General features: G+C 64.1%; 17 protein-coding genes. 9 read left to right on the forward strand and 8 right to left on the reverse strand.

Annotation, left to right across the window (positions count from 1 at the left end):
• Positions 1-19: 19 nt before the first annotated feature.
• The 3 genes from GA829_RS11715 to GA829_RS11725 are packed head-to-tail and all read right to left on the reverse strand — an operon-like array spanning position 20 to position 4,817.
• Positions 20-2,842 carry a DUF4159 domain-containing protein gene (locus GA829_RS11715; RefSeq protein ID WP_195178654.1) on the reverse strand — a complete coding sequence of 941 codons (2,823 nt, stop codon included), beginning with the start codon at positions 2,840-2,842 and terminating at the stop codon, positions 20-22.
• Complete coding sequence (locus tag GA829_RS11720) at positions 2,839-3,813, reverse strand: DUF58 domain-containing protein (protein WP_195178655.1); 975 nt, start codon at positions 3,811-3,813, stop codon at positions 2,839-2,841. The genes GA829_RS11715 and GA829_RS11720 overlap by 4 nt, the downstream gene beginning before the upstream one ends.
• Complete coding sequence (locus GA829_RS11725) at positions 3,813-4,817, reverse strand: AAA family ATPase (RefSeq protein WP_195178656.1); 1,005 nt, start codon at positions 4,815-4,817, stop codon at positions 3,813-3,815. Before GA829_RS11725 ends, GA829_RS11720 begins: the two co-directional genes overlap by 1 nt.
• Before the next feature lie 302 nt (positions 4,818-5,119).
• Between GA829_RS11725 and GA829_RS11730 the strand changes: the two genes are divergently transcribed.
• The 3 genes from GA829_RS11730 to GA829_RS11740 are packed head-to-tail and all read left to right on the forward strand — an operon-like array spanning position 5,120 to position 7,640.
• Positions 5,120-5,749 (forward strand): DUF1285 domain-containing protein, encoded by a 630-nt coding sequence (locus GA829_RS11730; RefSeq protein WP_195178657.1) that lies wholly within the window; start codon positions 5,120-5,122, stop codon positions 5,747-5,749.
• On the forward strand, positions 5,749-6,381 hold the full coding sequence (locus GA829_RS11735) for a CoA pyrophosphatase (RefSeq protein ID WP_195178658.1): 633 nt from the start codon (positions 5,749-5,751) through the stop codon (positions 6,379-6,381). Before GA829_RS11730 ends, GA829_RS11735 begins: the two co-directional genes overlap by 1 nt.
• A complete protein-coding gene (locus GA829_RS11740; protein ID WP_195178659.1) occupies positions 6,378-7,640 on the forward strand; it encodes a CCA tRNA nucleotidyltransferase in 1,263 nt (420 codons plus the stop codon). Before GA829_RS11735 ends, GA829_RS11740 begins: the two co-directional genes overlap by 4 nt.
• A gap of 46 nt (positions 7,641-7,686) precedes the next feature.
• Here GA829_RS11740 and GA829_RS11745 read toward each other — a convergent pair whose 3' ends face one another.
• Positions 7,687-7,872, reverse strand: coding sequence for a DUF1059 domain-containing protein (locus tag GA829_RS11745; RefSeq protein ID WP_195178660.1), 186 nt, complete (start codon positions 7,870-7,872; stop codon positions 7,687-7,689).
• A 223-nt stretch (positions 7,873-8,095) separates the two neighbouring features.
• Positions 8,096-9,010, reverse strand: coding sequence for an oxygen-dependent coproporphyrinogen oxidase (hemF, locus tag GA829_RS11750; RefSeq protein ID WP_195178661.1), 915 nt, complete (start codon positions 9,008-9,010; stop codon positions 8,096-8,098).
• A gap of 108 nt (positions 9,011-9,118) precedes the next feature.
• Between hemF and GA829_RS11755 the strand changes: the two genes are divergently transcribed.
• Positions 9,119-9,376: a hypothetical protein gene (locus GA829_RS11755; protein ID WP_195178662.1), complete on the forward strand. Its 258-nt coding sequence runs from the start codon at positions 9,119-9,121 to the stop codon at positions 9,374-9,376.
• Here the strand turns inward: GA829_RS11755 and soxR are convergent.
• Together soxR and GA829_RS11765 are read right to left on the reverse strand one after the other, a co-directional pair.
• Positions 9,373-9,819: a redox-sensitive transcriptional activator SoxR gene (soxR, locus tag GA829_RS11760; protein ID WP_195178663.1), complete on the reverse strand. Its 447-nt coding sequence runs from the start codon at positions 9,817-9,819 to the stop codon at positions 9,373-9,375. The two genes, GA829_RS11755 and soxR, sit on opposite strands and share 4 nt — an antisense overlap.
• Before the next feature lie 127 nt (positions 9,820-9,946).
• Complete coding sequence (locus GA829_RS11765; protein WP_195178664.1) at positions 9,947-10,405, reverse strand: tRNA (cytidine(34)-2'-O)-methyltransferase; 459 nt, start codon at positions 10,403-10,405, stop codon at positions 9,947-9,949.
• Between the two features lie 289 nt (positions 10,406-10,694).
• On the opposite strand from GA829_RS11765, the gene GA829_RS11770 reads away from it, so the two are divergent.
• Genes GA829_RS11770 through GA829_RS11785 form a run of 4 tightly spaced genes read left to right on the forward strand, consistent with a single transcriptional unit; the run spans position 10,695 to position 15,331 of the window.
• Entirely contained in the window at positions 10,695-11,204 is a 510-nt protein-coding gene (locus GA829_RS11770; protein ID WP_195178665.1) for a hypothetical protein, read from the forward strand.
• 33 nt (positions 11,205-11,237) lie between these two features.
• The gene (locus GA829_RS11775; protein WP_195178666.1) at positions 11,238-13,133 is read left to right on the forward strand and encodes an ABC transporter ATP-binding protein; all 1,896 of its coding nucleotides are present in this window, start codon (positions 11,238-11,240) and stop codon (positions 13,131-13,133) included.
• Positions 13,130-15,013, forward strand: a complete 1,884-nt coding sequence (locus GA829_RS11780) for an ABC transporter ATP-binding protein (protein WP_195178667.1) — start codon at positions 13,130-13,132, stop codon at positions 15,011-15,013. The genes GA829_RS11775 and GA829_RS11780 overlap by 4 nt, the downstream gene beginning before the upstream one ends.
• A gap of 3 nt (positions 15,014-15,016) precedes the next feature.
• Positions 15,017-15,331, forward strand: a complete 315-nt coding sequence (locus tag GA829_RS11785; protein WP_195178668.1) for a DUF6665 family protein — start codon at positions 15,017-15,019, stop codon at positions 15,329-15,331.
• Positions 15,332-15,334: 3 nt separating this feature from the next.
• Here the strand turns inward: GA829_RS11785 and GA829_RS11790 are convergent, their stop codons facing one another.
• On the reverse strand, positions 15,335-15,679 hold the full coding sequence (locus GA829_RS11790) for a cupin domain-containing protein (RefSeq protein WP_195179607.1): 345 nt from the start codon (positions 15,677-15,679) through the stop codon (positions 15,335-15,337).
• Between the two features lie 374 nt (positions 15,680-16,053).
• On the opposite strand from GA829_RS11790, the gene petA reads away from it, so the two are divergent.
• Complete coding sequence (petA, locus tag GA829_RS11795; protein WP_258052331.1) at positions 16,054-16,554, forward strand: ubiquinol-cytochrome c reductase iron-sulfur subunit; 501 nt, start codon at positions 16,054-16,056, stop codon at positions 16,552-16,554.
• Positions 16,555-16,565: the final 11 nt, after the last annotated feature.

Below are 16,565 nucleotides of genomic sequence, written 5' to 3' on the forward strand. Positions count from 1 at the left end.
TGCAACAAAGAAGGTCATCTCACTGCCCCAGCCGTTCGAGCAGTATGGGGACATGCACCTGATCGGATTTGTAGTTTCCGGTCAGCATGTACATCATGATGTTGACGCCGGCACGCATCGCATAAATGCGCTGCATCGGATCATTCGGCACGGTCGGCAGCAAGGCATCGCCATTCTCGTCAACCGCCCAGGCACCAGCGAAATCATTGGCGGTGATCATGATCGGCGAGACGCCGTCGCCGGTGCGCACCGGACGGTTCTCGGTGTTGCTGGCGTCGAGCGACGCCTCGACCCAGAGCGGACTGCCGTTGAAGCGGCCGGGAAACTCGGGAAGGATGAAGAAGGATTTGGTCAGCACATGGTCGGCCGGCACCGGTTCCAGCGGCGGCACGTTGAGATTGCCGAGGATGTCGCGAAGCCGCTCTGTCGCCGGGCTGGTCGAATCGGCGCCGATGCCGTTGGCGAACTGGTCGCGGGTGTCGAACAGCACGGTTCCGCCTTGCTGCATATAAGCGTCGACGCGGGCGATCGCGGCCTCGGTCGGCATCGGGGCGGCGGGATCGATGGGCCAGTAGATCAAGGGATAGAAGGAGAGCTCGTCCTTCGAAATGTCGACGCCGGCCGGTGCGCCCGGCTCGAGTGCTGTCTTCTCGATGAGGAAGCGGGTCAGGCCCTCGAGGCCGGCGCGGCTGATCGAATCGACCCCCGGCACGCCGGTCAACACATAGGCGATGCGGGTCTTGGAAATATCCTCGATGGCCGCGGCATCGCCAGGCTTGGCATCGTCGGCGCGGGCGAGGTCGGCGTGGCCCAAGAGCGCGCCAAACGCGATCAGCAATGCGGCGGTGGTTGTGACCGCGCTGCCACGCCGCCGCCGGCGGGCAAAGAGGCCGCCCATCCAGAACACCGCCAGCGTATCGAGCACCATCAGGCCCAGCGCTGCCGCCACCAGGCCGCCCTTCAGATTGCGCGATTCATCGAAGGCATACTGGATCGTGGTGACGGGCACGGCGATCTGTGGGCGCACCAGCGGTGCGAAGGCGCTGCCGGCCTCGAGAAGATTGTGAGCGAAGACACCGGCCTCGGAGCCGTAGAGGCCAGGCGGGTTCTCGAAGGTCACGGGCAGCAAGCCAGCGCCCGGCACCAGCGGCCGTGCATCGGGCGTCGGCGGCACCAGCGTGCCTTCGGCCGATATCATACGGTAAGGCGCCAGCGAGGTGGCGGCGGCTTCGGCGTTGGCGACCGCCGCGCCCTGGTTGCGCGATATCTGCACGATGCGGCGCAGCATCTCGACGAAGCTGCCCGAGATCGGCAGGTTCGACCATGTCGCCTCGGGCGTGACATGGAACAGCACCAGCGTGCCCTTGCCCTTTTTCAGCCCGGTGACAAGCGGCGTGCCGTCGGCAAGGGCGGCCCAGGTGCGCTCGACAATATCGGGTGTCGGCTCGGCCAGAACCTGCCTCGTCACGGTCACTTCGGTCGGTGGCGCCAGATCGGCGAAAGGGCCTGCCTTCGGAAATTCGGTGACCGGCTGCGGCGAGGTCCATGACAGCGCGCCGCCAAGCGAACGTTCGCCGGTGCGCAGGCGGACCGGCAACAGGTCGTCGTCATTGCCGGCGGCAGCCAGCCGCGAGCCGGCGAAACGCACCAGCGTGCCGCCATTGTCGACCCAATCGGCCAGCCTCTGGTGGACCTGTTCGGGAATGGTGCCGACGTCGGCCATGACGATCATCGCCGGCTTCTGGTCGAGGATCTGCGGAATGGCGTCGGCGAGATCGGCGCTCGACGGTTCGACGAGGTCGGCGAAGGGCTGCAGCGCGCGCCTGATGTAGTAGAGCGGCGACAGAAGCGGCTGCGCCTGATCGGCCTCGGCCTGCGACAGCAGGCCGACACGGCGGCGCTTGGAGCTCTCGTCCAGCACGCGCACGGCGCCCGCCTGGCGTTCACCGTCTAGCGCGATCGAGGCGAAGTCGTTGCGCAACTCGAACGGCACCGACATGGTGCCGGTGGCGGTGGCTTCGCCCGGCGCGAAGGTCAGCGTCGCATCGGCGATGCGGCGGCCCTTGTCGTCGAAGGCGCCGGCGGTGATCTGTGCGGGGGCCGGATCGCCCGGCGCCCGGATGGCGGTGAGGGCAAACCCGTCGACCTGGTTCTCGGCGCCGGTGAGGCCGGTGAGCGCCAGCCGATCGGAACTGGCCCACACCACACGCGCGGCGTTTTTGGACAGAAGCGTGTTGAAGGCAGCTTCATCGCCTTTCGCTGCCAGGCCATCGGCGAGCACGGCAACGCTGGCGCCGGGCAAGGTTTCCAATGCTCCGGCGACGCGGGCATAGACGGCAGGGCGGTCGGTCGGGATCGGCCGCGGCTTTGCCGCGCGCAACCGGTCAAGTGCCGCGGCGGCATCAAAGGGCCCGACCTCGGCATTGGGCTTTTCGGCGGTGAAGGCGATGATGACAGGCACACCGTTCGAGCCGGCATCGGCGATCAGCCGTTCGGCGGTGGCAACGCGCTTACCCCAGTCGGCGGCGCTGGCCCAGTCATTGTCGATGACGAGCGCAAGTGCCGCACCCTCGGCGGGCAGTTTCTCACGCGGGTTGAAAACCGGTTCGGCCAATGCGGCAACGATCAGCGCCGCCATCAGGAGCCTGAGCAGCGTCAGCCACCAGGGGCTTTGTTGCGGCGTCTCCTCGCGCTTCAGCACCCGCGCCAGGATTTTCAATGGCGGGAAGATCTCCGCCTGTGGCTTCGGCGGGGTCAGCCGCAGCAGCCACCAGATAACAGGCAGCGCCAGAAGGCCCCAAAGCACCATCGGCGCGCCGAAGGAGAGAGCCAGCCAACTCATGCGCCGACCTTTCCAGGCTGACCTATGGGCATGCCAGGCTGACCTATGGGCATGCCGGGCTGACCGCCACTGGCGGCATAGCCACCATCGGCGGTCATTGCCATGTGCAGGCGTACCAGCGCGTCGGAGGCGAGGCGGTCGGTGTGGTTGACGGTAAAGCTCCAGCCCAGCCGTTTGCACCAGCTGGCCAATTCCCCGCGGCGGGCGGTGTAGAGCAGGCGGTATTCATCGCCCAGCATCTCGGCGCGGCCGGCTGTCAGCTTGTCGCCGGTCTCGGGGTCGGTGAATTCGGTGCGGCCGGCATAGGGGAAGGTTTCCTCGGCCGGATCGGCAACCTCGATCAGATGCGCACGCACGCCGTGGCGGGCCAGTACGTCGAGCCAGGCCATCGTCTCCTCGACAGGGTCGAGAAAATCGCTGGCAATGACAATATTGGAGAAGCGGCGGATGCCGGACAGGTCAGGCTTGGCCGGAAGATCGCCGGCATGTATGAGCTGGGCCGCGATGCGCTCGGCGCCGTTGCGGGCCGTGAACGGATCGGTCAGGCCCGGCCAGGCGATGCGCTCGCCGCTGCGCGACAGAAGCTCGGCCATGGCCAGCGCCAGGACCAGGGCCCGCGACTGCTTTGACACGCTGGCGCCGGTCGATTTGTAAAGCATGGACGGCGACGGATCGGCCCACAGCCAAACCGTATGAGCGGCTTCCCATTCGCGGTCGCGCACATAGGTATGGTCGTCGCGCGCTGAACGGCGCCAGTCGATGCGCGAGGAATCGCCTTCGACATAGGGCCGGAACTGCCAGAAATTCTCGCCGATGCCGCGCTTGCGGCGGCCATGCCAGCCGGCAATCACCGTGTTGACGATGCGGCGCGCCTCGACCAGCAGGTCCGGCACCAGCGAAGCCCGCAGCCGGCCACGGGCGAGCGCATCGCGTGTCGCTGCCGGTGCCTGGACTTCGCCTATGCGCGCCATCAGATGCCTTTGGCCAGTTTCGCCACCACATCGCGCACCGTGGTGCCCTCGGCGCGGGCGGCGAAGGTCAGCGCCATGCGGTGCTGCAGCACCGGCTCGGCCAGCGCGCGCACGTCATCGACAGATGGCGCCAGCCGACCGTCGTAGAGCGCACGCGCCCTGGCGCACAGCGTCAGCGCCTGGCTGGCGCGCGGGCCCGGCCCCCAGGCGACATGCTTGTCGGTCTCGGCATTGCCCTGGCCCGGACGCGCCGAGCGCACCAGCTTGAGGATCGCCTCGACGACGCTTTCGGGCACCGGCATGCGGCGGATTAGCATCTGGATTTCCTTCAGCCGCGCCGGCTGCAGCACGTTCCGCGCCTTGGCGTCCTCGATGCCGGTGGTTTCCAGCAGGATGCGACGCTCCGCCTCGATTTCGGGATAAAGGATGTCGACCTGCATCAGGAAGCGGTCGAGCTGGGCCTCGGGCAGCGGATAGGTGCCTTCCTGTTCCAGCGGATTTTGGGTTGCCAGCACATGGAAAGGCGCCGGCAGGTCGTAGCGGGCGCCGGCAATGGTGACGTGATACTCCTGCATCGCCTGCAGCAGCGCCGACTGGGTGCGCGGCGAGGCGCGGTTGATCTCGTCGGCCATCAACAGCTGGGCAAAGATCGGCCCGGAAATGAAGCGGAAAGAGCGCTTGCCGGTCTCGTCCTGCTCCATCACCTCGGAGCCGAGAATGTCGGACGGCATCAGGTCGGGCGTGAACTGGATACGGCGCGAATCAAGGCCAAGCACGACACCCAGCGTTTCGACCAGCTTGGTCTTGGCCAGACCGGGCACACCGACCAGCAGTGCGTGGCCGCCGGCCAGCAGCGCCACCAGCGTGCGCTCGACAACGCTCTCCTGGCCGAAGATGACCCGGCCGACCCCGTCGCGGACCCTGGATATGTCGGCCAGCGCCTTCTCGGCTTCGGCGATCATGTCCTTTTCGCTGATCGGGCTTTCCTTGACCATCACGCTCATGCAGCTCGATCCTTGTGGTTGGAAGTACCGGCATCCACCATACCATATGTGCCGCGATTCGGCCTCACCTGACGCTAGTGTGGTGGATGGGAAGTCCCTGTTATTTTGGTGGCATCAATGATCAAGAGTCTCAATTCCAAAACGACACTGGATTTCAATAAGTTTCTGGCGTGGCTTTGAATCCGAAACTCCCTCATCACGCTTCTTCAAAGTCTCTCGAATGGTGGGTTCGCCACACTGGCTTCCAACTTAAATCGCAGACTTAGGCTGACAAGCGGAACAACAGTGACTATTTCGTGACCATGACGGAAGCCTTGGAACATCGTGAAGGAAGCCTCACTACCGCTACGGAGGCGCGCGGCCTCGAGGCGTTGATTTCGCGCGCCGCCCGCGCCGGCAAGGGTGCCGCGCCGGTCGAGCGCTGGAATCCTGACTTCTGCGGCGATCTCGACATGGAGATCAAGGCCGACGGCACCTGGTTCTATCTCGGCACGCCGATTGGCCGCATGCCGCTGGTGCAGCTTTTCTCCTCGGTGCTGCGCAAGGACGAGGATGGCAAGACCTATCTGGTGACGCCGGTTGAGCGGGTCGGGATCCGTGTCGCCGATGCGCCCTTCATCGCCGTCGAGATGGATGTTTCGGGCAGCGGCGAGGAACAGATCATCACCTTCCGCACCAATGTCGGCGACGTGGTCGAGGCCGGGCCGGAGCGGCCGCTGCGCTTCGTCGACGAGACGGAGACCGGCGGGCTGAAGCCCTATGTGCTGGTGCGCGGCCGGCTGGAGGCGCTGGTGGCGCGGCCGGTCATGTACGAACTGGTCGGGCATGGCGAGGAGATCGAGATCGGCGGCAAAACCATGTTCGCCGTGCGCTCCAGGGGCGCGGTGTTTCCGATCATGCCGGCGGATCAGTTGAAGCGGCTGAGTGCGTGATGGACCAGGTGAGGCCGGCGCCGTTCTCGTCAGCGGATTTTCGCGCGCGCTTCGCCACGCAGCCGGATGCGCATGCCGGCGACGACTATGGCGACCATCGCTTCAATCCGGGCCATCCGCGCCTCAATCAAGCCAAACCGCTGCGCGATGCTGCGGTGTTGATCCCAGTGGTCGATCATGAAGGCGAAGCAACGGTGCTTTTGACCAAACGGGCGGAAAAGCTGCGCAGCCATTCGGGGCAGGTGGCATTTCCGGGCGGCACTATCGATGCGACCGACGCAAGTCCGGAGGCCGCGGCACTGCGTGAAACCTTCGAAGAGATCGGCCTTGGCCAGGATCGCATCGAGATCATCGGCCGCATGCCCGACTATGTCGCCGGCAGCGGGTACCGTATCGCGCCGGTACTGGGCATCGTGCGCCCGGGCTTCCAGCTGTCGCTGAACGCCGACGAGGTCGACGCCGCCTTCGAAGTGCCGCTGCGCTTCCTGATGGATCCGGCCAACCACAAGCGCGACAGCCGCATGTGGAACGACCTCGAATGGTTCTTCTATGACATGCCCTATGGCGACCGGCGCATCTGGGGCGTCACCGCCGGCATGATCCGTACCTTGTATGAAAGGCTCTATGCGTGAGTGTTTCGATCGCGGGCCGGGCCGACTGGCTGGACGACAAGCATCTGCAGCGCTTGCTCGCCATCCTGAGTGAGGGTGGCGAGGCTGCCCGCGTCGCCGGCGGCGCGGTGCGCAACGCTCTCATGGGCCAGACCGTCGCCGATATCGACATCGCCACCACCTGCCTGCCCTCGGAAACCATCCGCCGCGCCGAGGCGGAAGGCTTCAAACCCGTGCCGACCGGCATCGAGCACGGTACGATTACCGTTGTCGCAGGCGGCAAGCCTTACGAAGTCACCACGCTGCGCGCCGATATCGAGACCGATGGACGCCGCGCGAAAGTGTCGTTCGGGCGCGACTGGAAGGCTGATGCCGAGCGGCGCGACTTCACCATCAACGCGCTCTACGCCGAGGCCGACGGCACGGTCATCGACCTCGTCGGCGGCATCGCCGATATCGAGGCGCGCCGGCTGCGCTTCATCGGCGATGCGGAAGCGCGAATCGCAGAGGATTACCTGCGCATCCTGCGCTTCTTCCGCTTCTTTGCCTGGTATGGCGAAGGCCGGCCCGATGCGGAGGGGCTGAAAGCCTGTGCGCGGCTGAAGGATGGGCTTGCCCAGCTTTCGGCCGAACGGGTCTGGTCCGAGCTGAAAAAGCTGCTTTCGGCGCCTGATCCGTCACGCGCCTTGCTGTGGATGCGGCAGGCGGGTGTTTTGACCCGCGTGCTGCCGGAAAGCGAGAAATGGGGCATCGATGCGGTCCATGGCCTGACCAGGACGGGATTGGATCTGGATTGGCCGGCGGATCCGATGCTCAGGTTGGAAGCCATGGTCCCCCCGGATGCGGCGCGGATGCAGACGCTGGCACAGCGGCTGAAGTTTTCGACGGCAGAAGCGGACCGCTTGCGCCATTGGGCGCTTGCAACCGTCATCGAGCCAAAAACCACCGAAGGTGAACTCGCCAAGAAGCTCTATCGCGGCGACCGGCAAGGCTTTGTCGACCGGCTGCGGCTCTCGCTCGCAGGCGCACGGGCGCGCGCTGTCGAGGACAATGACGCGTTGCTGGAGGCCGGCGGGTTTTCTCGCCTGCTGGCCTATGCCGTCAAATGGCAAAAGCCGGAATTTCCGCTCAAGGGCTCGGATTTGACGGCGCTTGGCGCATCGCCAGGGCCAAAGCTCGGCGCAACCCTGAAAAACCTTGAAGCCGAGTGGATCGAGTCAGGTTTCGCGACGAAACGCGACGCGCTGCTCGAGCGCGCCGCGCAGGCGCTTATTCCATGAGTGCCGGCCGGTTTTCGGACAAGATCATGGCTGGACGGGAAGGCAACTAGGCCGCGTCGCGGACCTTCTCGATGCGCGAGCGGATCGCTTCGATCATCGTCTCGCGGATGACCGTCTCGCCATGCGTCTCGCGCATGTGCTCGGCGGCGCGGCGCATAACCTCGGCCTCTTCTTCGGCACGGGTGTGCCACTCACAGCCGGGGACAAGCGACCCGCAGTGAAATTGCTTCATGGGATTTCTCCTTTTCCTCCGTGGAGCCTGGTTGGTCCCTAGGAGGGACGTCTGGGGCTCCGGCAGTTTTGGCTCCCGATCCGATTTCCGGTCCGGTCTCTTGATCGTGGAGCGGTGGAAGCCATAACACAGATGGGGCGGGATTGGTTGCGGTCAATCGCAAAAAGGCGGACCCGCGCGGCTCCGCCTTACTGCGCGGCCTCGGCGACCTTGCCGTCCAGGCTCACGGCCATCTGACCTCGGGCGGCAGGCTGGACAGGATCGACGCGACGTTGCCGCCGGTCTTCAGGCCGAAGATGGTGCCGCGATCGTGAAGCAGGTTGAACTCGACATAGCGGCCACGGCGAATGAGCTGCTCGTCGCGATCGCCGTCGGTCCAGTTTTCGTTGAAATTGGCGCGCACGAGGTGGCCATAGACGACGAGAAAGGACCGGCCGACATCCTGGACGAAGTTGAAATCGGCATTCCAGCCGCCCTTTTCCTCGGCCGAATGCAGCCAGTCGAAGAAGATGCCGCCGGTGCCGCGCGGCTCGTTGCGATGCGGCAGATAGAAATACTCGTCGCACCAGATCTTGAATTTCGGGTGATCGGCGACTTCAGGGTTCTTCTCGCAAGCAAACTGCATCGCCCGGTGGAACGCTGTCGTGTCGGGGTCATCCTGGGTGCGGCGGCGGTCGAGCACCGGCGTCAGGTCGGCGCCGCCGCCAAACCACTGGCGTGAGGTGACCACCATGCGGGTGTTCATGTGCACGGCCGGCACATTGGGGTTCCATGGGTGGGCGATCAGCGAGATGCCGCTGGCCCAAAAGCGCGGGTCTTCCTCGGCGCCGGGCATCTGCTTGCGGAATTCGGGCGAGAACTCGCCATAGACGGTCGAGGTGTGGACGCCGACCTTCTCAAAGACGCGGCCATGCATCATCGACATGGTGCCGCCGCCGCCCTTGCCCTGGTCACGCTCCCACGGCGTCTTCTGAAAACGGCCTGGCAACCATGAGGCGAGCGGTCCCTGCAGATCCTGTTCGATCTGCTCGAAGGTGGCGCAGATCCGCTCGCGCAGCGCCTCGAACCACAGCCGTGCCTTCATCTTCTTCTGTTCGATGTCAGCCGGCAGCCCCATCGGGATCTCAGGTCGTTCCAAATTCCATCTCCGATCGCGAGCGTATAAATGACTCGTCTTTTGCCGGCGCGATCCCTAATCTCTTGGGTGCAAGGGTCAAGTCTCATTAAAGGTGCAGGGAGTTCTTTCGTGCGCACCCCGGCAAGACCGCCGCTGGATGGCTTGAAGAAAAGGCTCGATCAAAGCCGGGCCGAGCGCGAGCGCATGCCGCGCGATGGGTTCCTGCGCGAGACCTTCGTGCTGTCGCGTTCCGACGCGCGGCTCAAGGCCAAGGAATGGTTCGATCGCTTTCCCAAGCAGGCCTACTGGACCGAGATTGAAAGCTGGTTCGAACGGCCGGGTGATCTTATCGAGTTCACCATAAGGCGTCTGCCGGCGGCGGATTAGCGCTCCGCCACCAGCCTTCTCGCTCCAGTTCCTTCCCTTGCCAGCTTGTCGTCCTTGTTCCTGAGCGGGCATTTGTCGATCGACATGCAGCCGCAGCCGATGCAGTCGGTCAGGCCGTCGCGCAATTTCTTCAACTGGGCGATCTTGTGGTCGAGTTCGTCACGCCATGCCGTCGACAGCAACTGCCAGTCGTCACGCGTCGGCGTGCGGCCCTCGGGCAAGGCTTCAAGCGCCGAGCCGATCTCGCCCAGTGAGATGCCGACTTCCTGCGCGATGCGGATGATCGCCACGCGCCGCAGCACATCGCGGCCGTAGCGGCGCTGGTTGCCCGATGTGCGGTGGCTGCGGATCAGGCCGCGTGCCTCGTAGAAATGCAGCGCCGATACCGCCACGCCGCTGCGCATGGCCACCTGGCCAACCGTCAATTCCTTCGCCTGAGCCATTTGTGATTTCCGCTTGACCTCAAGTTAAGTTGAGCTTGTAGCGAGGTGAGCCTGGATATGCAAACGGCAGGAGAAGGCGATGTGCGCTTGGGTGAGAATGACCGGAGAGGGCTTGGCGGTGCAGCCTCTATCGGAGCTGCCGGATGGCTTCGCCAGCCACCATGGCGACGGAAAGCGCGACGTTGATGCTGCGCGCCGAGCCCTGCATCGGGATCGTCAGCCGGGCATCCGCCGCCTCATGGACCGGATCCGGCACGCCCGCGGATTCGCGTCCGAACAGCAGAATGTCGCCACTGCTGAAAGTGAAGTCGGTATAGGCGGTCGCCGCCTTGGTCGACAGCAGCACCAGCCGGCGTGCGCCAGCCTTGCGCCATTGCTCGAAGGCGTGCCAGTCGACATGCCGGGTCAGGTCAGCCATTTCGAGGTAATCCATGCCAGCCCGTTTCAGCGCCCGGTCGGAGAGCGGGAACCCGGCGGGTTCGATGATGTCGACACCAAGCCCGAGGCACGCGGCGAAACGCAGGATTGTTCCGGTGTTGCCGGCGATATCCGGCTGGTAGAGGGCGATGCGGAGACTACAGTTCATTTCCGCGCCTTTCTAATAAGTGGCAGATCGGCCACAGCAGCTTCATGGTTTCGGCGACTGCTGGACTTCCGTCTGGTCATTTTGTGCGAATGCGTTTATACGACCGGCATTGTCAACCCGAACCGAAGGAGGGGTAATTCATGATGACCATGCACATGTACATCCAGCGCCCCTTCCGTGGGCTTACCAGCCTGCAGGCGGTTTCGGTACGATGGTTCTCCTGAACTTCTAGACACTTCCGCACCGATTTCCGCCGAAACCATTTTCTGGTCTTCGAAGGAATCCCGCGATGTTTTTCAAGCTGCCGAAGGGGCTGACTGCCCCACCCGAACGCGCCTCGACTGATCCGCCTCCGGCAATCTGCCCGCGGCAGGATATCAATCATCCATTTTATCTCTATTTTCACACGGAGGACGGACCGATGTTCGATCCCTACAGAATACCCGGCTCAAGAAGTCTTCATGAGCAAAAGATGGCGACCTGGGCGTTGCTGATCGGCGAGACCTATTCGTCGGCGGTTCACGCCGAGACGCGCCGACGTCCGCATCGCGGCATGCTGCCGGATGTCGATTTCTCGCGCGCGGTTCCCGATCGGAGCCGGCCGTCGCTGGTGCGCCGGATCATCCGGCTGATCCGCCCCGGCCCGAAGGTCCGGATTGTGGACAGCGCGGCGTCAGGATCGTCAAAGGAGCCTGTCGGCGAAATGCCGGCGGCACCCTATATTGCGCGAAGCAAGGGCGGCGAGTCGGATGATTCCGTATCGTCGGCCTTTCCCGCCATGCGATCCCGCGCCGCGTGAGCGGTTAATTGCCTATCAATAGAGTGCCAAGATATGTTTGCCTGGTTTGAAAAGAGGCTCGATCCGTTCCCTTCCGCGGAACCGGTCGAGCCGCCCAAGACGCTGGTTGCCTTCTGCGTGCATTATACGCGCGGCGCGTGGCCCTATATCCTGATCGACGCGGTGCTGGTGGCGGCCATCGCCATCGCGGAAGTGTGGATGTTCGGTTTCCTCGGCCGGATCGTCGACTGGCTGTCGGGGCAGAACCGCGAGACCTTCCTGCAGACGGAAAGCTGGAAGCTTGCGGGCATGGCCTTCATCGTGCTGTTCGCTTTGCCGGGCACGGTGTGGTTCCACTCGCTGCTCAACCAGCAGACGCTGATGGGCAACTATCCCATGCGCATCCGCTGGCAGGTGCATCGCTACCTGCTCAAGCAGTCGATGAGCTTCTACCAGGACGAGTTCGCCGGACGCATTGCCACCAAGCTGATGCAGACGGCGCTCGCCGTGCGCGAATGCGTCATCAAGCTGATCGACGTGCTCAACTACGTCATCGTCTATTTCCTCGGCATGCTGTTCATCGTCGGTTCGGCCGACTGGCGGCTGGCGATGCCGCTTGGGGTCTGGCTGGTCGGCTACATCCTGTTGCTGCGCTACTTCATCCCGCGGCTCGGCAAGGTCGGCGAGGAGCAGGCCAACGCGCGCTCGATCATGACCGGGCGCGTCGTCGACAGCTATTCCAACATCCAGACGGTCAAGCTGTTCAGCCACGCGCGCCGCGAAGCGACCTTCGCCAAGGAAGGCATGGGCGGCTTCCTCGACACGGTCTACCGGTCGATGCGGCTGGTGACGGTGCTTTACGGCCTGCTCTACGTCATGAACGCGCTGCTGCTGTTCTCGGTCACCGCCATGTCGCTGTGGCTGTGGCTCGGCCAAGCCGTGACGATCGGCGCTGTCGCCGTGGTCATCGGCCTCGTGCTCAGGCTGTGGGGCATGTCGCAGTGGATCATGTGGGAAATGTCCGGCCTGTTCGAGAACATCGGCACGGTGCAGGACGGCATCGGCTCGATCTCGTTGCCGCGCCTGGTCGAGGACCGGCCGGGGGCAAAGGATATTGCCGTGACCCAGGGCGAAATCCGCTTTGACGACATCCGCTTCCACTATGGCAAGCAGAAGGGTGTCATCGAGAGCCTGTCGCTGACGGTGAGGCCTGGCGAAAAGGTCGGTATTGTCGGCCGCTCGGGCGCCGGCAAGTCGACGCTGGTCAATCTCCTGCTGCGCTTCTACGACTTGGAGAGCGGTAGGATCCTGATCGACGGGCAGGAGATCGCGTCGGTGACGCAGGATTCGCTGCGCGCGCAGATCGGCATGGTCACGCAGGACACCTCGCTGCTGCATCGTTCGGTGCGCGAGAACATCCTGTACGGCCGGCCCGACGCCAGCGAAGAGATGCTTGTCGAGGCGGCTGGGCGTGCCGAGGCGCTGGATTTCATTGCCGGCCTTTCGGATGCCAGTGACCGCAAGGGCTTCGACGCCCATGTCGGTGACCGCGGCGTCAAATTGTCCGGCGGCCAGCGGCAACGCATCGCCATCGCCCGCGTTATGCTGAAGGACGCACCGATCCTCATTCTCGACGAGGCGACGTCCGCGCTCGATTCCGAGGCGGAGGCGGCTATCCAGGAGAACCTGTACAAGCTCATGCAAGGCAAGACCGTCATCGCCATTGCCCACCGGCTGTCGACCATAGCGGCGATGGACAGGCTGGTGGTCATGGACAAGGGCCATGTCATCGAGGAAGGTTCGCATGAGCAGCTGGTGGCCAAGGGCGGGCTCTATGCCCAGCTCTGGCAGCGCCAGTCGGGCGGGTTCCTGCTCGAGGATGGTCCGGCGGACACGGCCCTGGCCGATGCGGCCAACGACGAACTGGCAAAGGGTGAAGCCGCCGAATGATGACTGCCATCTACCGCTGGTTCGAGAACTGGGTCTACCCGTTTAGGGAGCCAGCGAATCTAAGGCCGCCGGCCAGTGTCGGCGGCTTCATCTGGCACTATGTCGGCCAGGCGAAATTCGCGTTCTTCGCCATGCTGGTCATCGGCGGCATCGCGCCGCTGGTGGAAGCCGGGCTGTTCTATTTCGTCGGGCGGCTGGTCGATATCCTCGACCAGTTGCCCGGCGAACGCAGTTGGCACGCGCTGTGGAACGCGGCAGGTCCTGAGCTGGTCTTCATGATCGTCGTGGTGCTGGTCATCCGCACCATCGTCGTTGGCCTGTCGGCGCTGGTCGATGAGCAGACGATCACGCCGGGTTTCTACAATCTGGTACGCTGGCAGGCGCACCGGCATGTCTCGCGCCAGTCCTACGCCTTTTTCCAGAACGATTTCGCTGGCCGCATCGCCACCAAGGTCTGGCAGGCAGGGCAGGCGACCGGCGACCTGATGGAAAGCTTCATCGAGGTCGTATGGTTCATGCTCGTCTACACGGTGACGACGCTTGCGCTGGTCGCTGGCCTCGATCTGCGGCTGGCGGCATTGGTGGTGGTGTGGATCGCCGCCTTCGGCTTGCTGGCCAAGCTCTATCTGCCGGCGATCCGCAAGAATGCCGAGGCGACCGCTGAAGCGGGCTCTATGATCAATGGCCGCATCGTCGATTCCTACTCGAACGTGCAGACGCTAAAGCTGTTTTCGGCCGACGGCGACGACCGCTACATCAGGGGCGGCTTCGACATCTATCTCGACGCGCTGCGGCCTTTCACGCGCCGGCTGACCGGCGTGCGCATGGCGCTGACGATGCTGTCGGGCATCATGATCACCGCGATTGCCTGTTTTGCCGTCTATCTCTGGGTCGAAGGCTCGATCACCGTCGGTGCGGTCGCCTTCACGCTGTCGCTGGTGCTGCGGCTCAACATGCTGCTTGGCCGGCTGATGATGCAGCTCAACGGCATCCTGCGAAACCTCGGCGTGCTGGAAAACTCCAAGGCGCTGATCTCGCAGCCGCTCGGCCTGACCGACGCGCCCGATGCGAAGGAGCTCATTGTGGCCGGCGGCCGCATCGAGGTGAAGAACGTCGAATTCCACTACGGCAAGGGCTTTGGCGTGCTCAATGGCATCGACCTTGTCGTGCGGCCAGGCGAGAAGGTCGGGCTGGTTGGCCCGTCCGGCGCCGGCAAGACGACGCTGGTCAATCTGATTTTGCGCCTCTACGACCTCGAAAGCGGCCAGATCACCATCGACGGCCAGGATGTCTCAGGCGTGACGCAGAACTCGCTGCGCGCCAATATCGGCGTGGTCAGCCAGGACACGGCCCTGTTCCACCGCTCGCTGCGCGACAACATCAAGCTCGGCATGCCGGATGCCACCGACGCCGAGGTGATTGCCGCGGCGAAGAAGGCCGAGGCGCATGATTTCATCCTTGGTCTGCGCGACAACCGCGAGCGTGCCGGCTACGAGGCCTTTGTCGGCGAACGCGGCGTCAAACTGTCTGGCGGCCAACGCCAGCGCGTGGCGATCGCTCGCGTCTTTCTCAAGGATGCGCCAATCCTGGTGCTGGACGAGGCGACCTCGGCGCTTGATTCCGATATCGAGGCGGCGATCCAGGAGAACCTGACGCGGCTGATGGAGAACAAGACCGTCATCGCCATCGCGCACCGGCTGTCGACCATCGCGGCGCTCGATCGCCTGGTGGTGCTGGATGGCGGCCGCATCGTCGAACAAGGCACGCATGACGAGCTGGTGGCGCTGGATGGGCTCTATGCCCGGCTTTGGAAGCGGCAATCCGGCGGTTTTCTCTACCATGAGGACAGCGTGCTCGAAGAGACGCGGCCGGCGGAGTAGGCGATGTCAGTGCGCATGCCCTCGAATTTCAGCGGAGCCAGCGCTCAGGAAACCGCGCTCGACCTGCTCGGCCATGAAATCCTCGCCGAAAAGGCGGCGGCACTGGGTCGCGCCGGACAGCGTGTCGAGGAAACGCTGGCCAGGCTCCGCGACAATGGCGACGATCACGAGCATCGGCTCCGGTTGCTCAAGGATGCCGCCGAGGCGGTGCATGGCTATTTCATCCAGCGCGAACTGTGCGGCTTGCGCAAGCACGACGCCGTCATCCGCGAATACAGCATTCCGAAGGCCGTGCTGGCCAGGCTTGGAGCGAAATAGAGCCTATTCGAGCCATTCCGTGATGAACGTGCCGTTCTCGTGGATGTCTACCGTTTCCAGCGGACCGGGACCGAGATTGGTGAATTTGTGCGGCGTGTGAGGCGGCACGATGACAACCTGGCCGGCTGACGCCTCGATTTCCTGGTCGCCGACGGTAAACAGCCCGGTCCCCTGACGGATGATGAATATCTCGCTGTAGGGGTGCGCGTGCAGGCGCGGGCCACCGCCGGCGTCGGGCAAGAAGTTGAAGATCAGGCAGGAGTTGGAGCCGTAGGGACCGCATTGCAGTTCGCCCTTCCAGCGGTCGGGGTGAACGGCCCATTGCTCGCGGTCGATGACGTGCGCCATGAGGTTCAGGATAGACCGAGGCCGCATCGGCTGTCGAGGCAATGGCAGGTGCCGGATTTGAGGTCATTTGCCGGTTGTTTAGCGATGTCTGGCGGCTATTCGGAGGCATCCCGCGCGATAGGGTATTTTGTCCCCGCGACAATCTGCCCTTGTGCCTTCACCCGTCTGGACAAAAACGGGCTTCACGCATAAACCGAAGTCCAAATGCCGGAGGAATTCGCTAGCCTGTTCGCCATGCGCTGTCGGGTTGGCGTGATTGAGCGGGGAACAAGGCTCAGCCACCGGCGCGGAAGAGGCGAAAGGATCAGGCACCCGTGAGCGCAACCGACATCCAGGATCCCAACCGTCGTGATTTTCTTTACGTCGCCACCGGCATGGCTGCCGTGGTCGGCGCGGGCGCCGTTGCATGGCCGTTCATCGACCAGATGCGCCCCGACGCCTCGACGCTGGCGCTGGCCTCTGTCGAGGTCGACGTCGCCTCGCTGACGCCGGGCATGTCGCTGATCGTCAAATGGCGCGGCAAGCCGGTCGTGGTCCGTAACCGCACCGAACAAGAGATGAAGGACGGCGAGGCGGTCAATCTGGCCGATCTCAAGGATCCGATCGCGCGCAACGCCAACCTGCCGGCGGACGCGCCAGCGACCGACGCCAACCGCACCACGCCCGGCAAGGAAGCCTGGATGGTGATGGTTCAGGTCTGCACCCATCTTGGCTGCATCCCGCTCGGCCAGGAAGGTGATTTCGGCGGCTGGTTCTGCCCGTGCCACGGTTCGCAATACGATACCGCGGGCCGCATCCGCAAAGGCCCGGCCCCCGAGAACATGGCTGTGCCGGTATTCAAGTTCATTTCCGATACCAAAATCCTTATCGGTTGAGGCAGGGGGAT

Origin of the sequence: Mesorhizobium sp. INR15, assembly GCF_015500075.1 — a bacterium.
GTDB lineage: Bacteria > Pseudomonadota > Alphaproteobacteria > Rhizobiales > Rhizobiaceae > Mesorhizobium.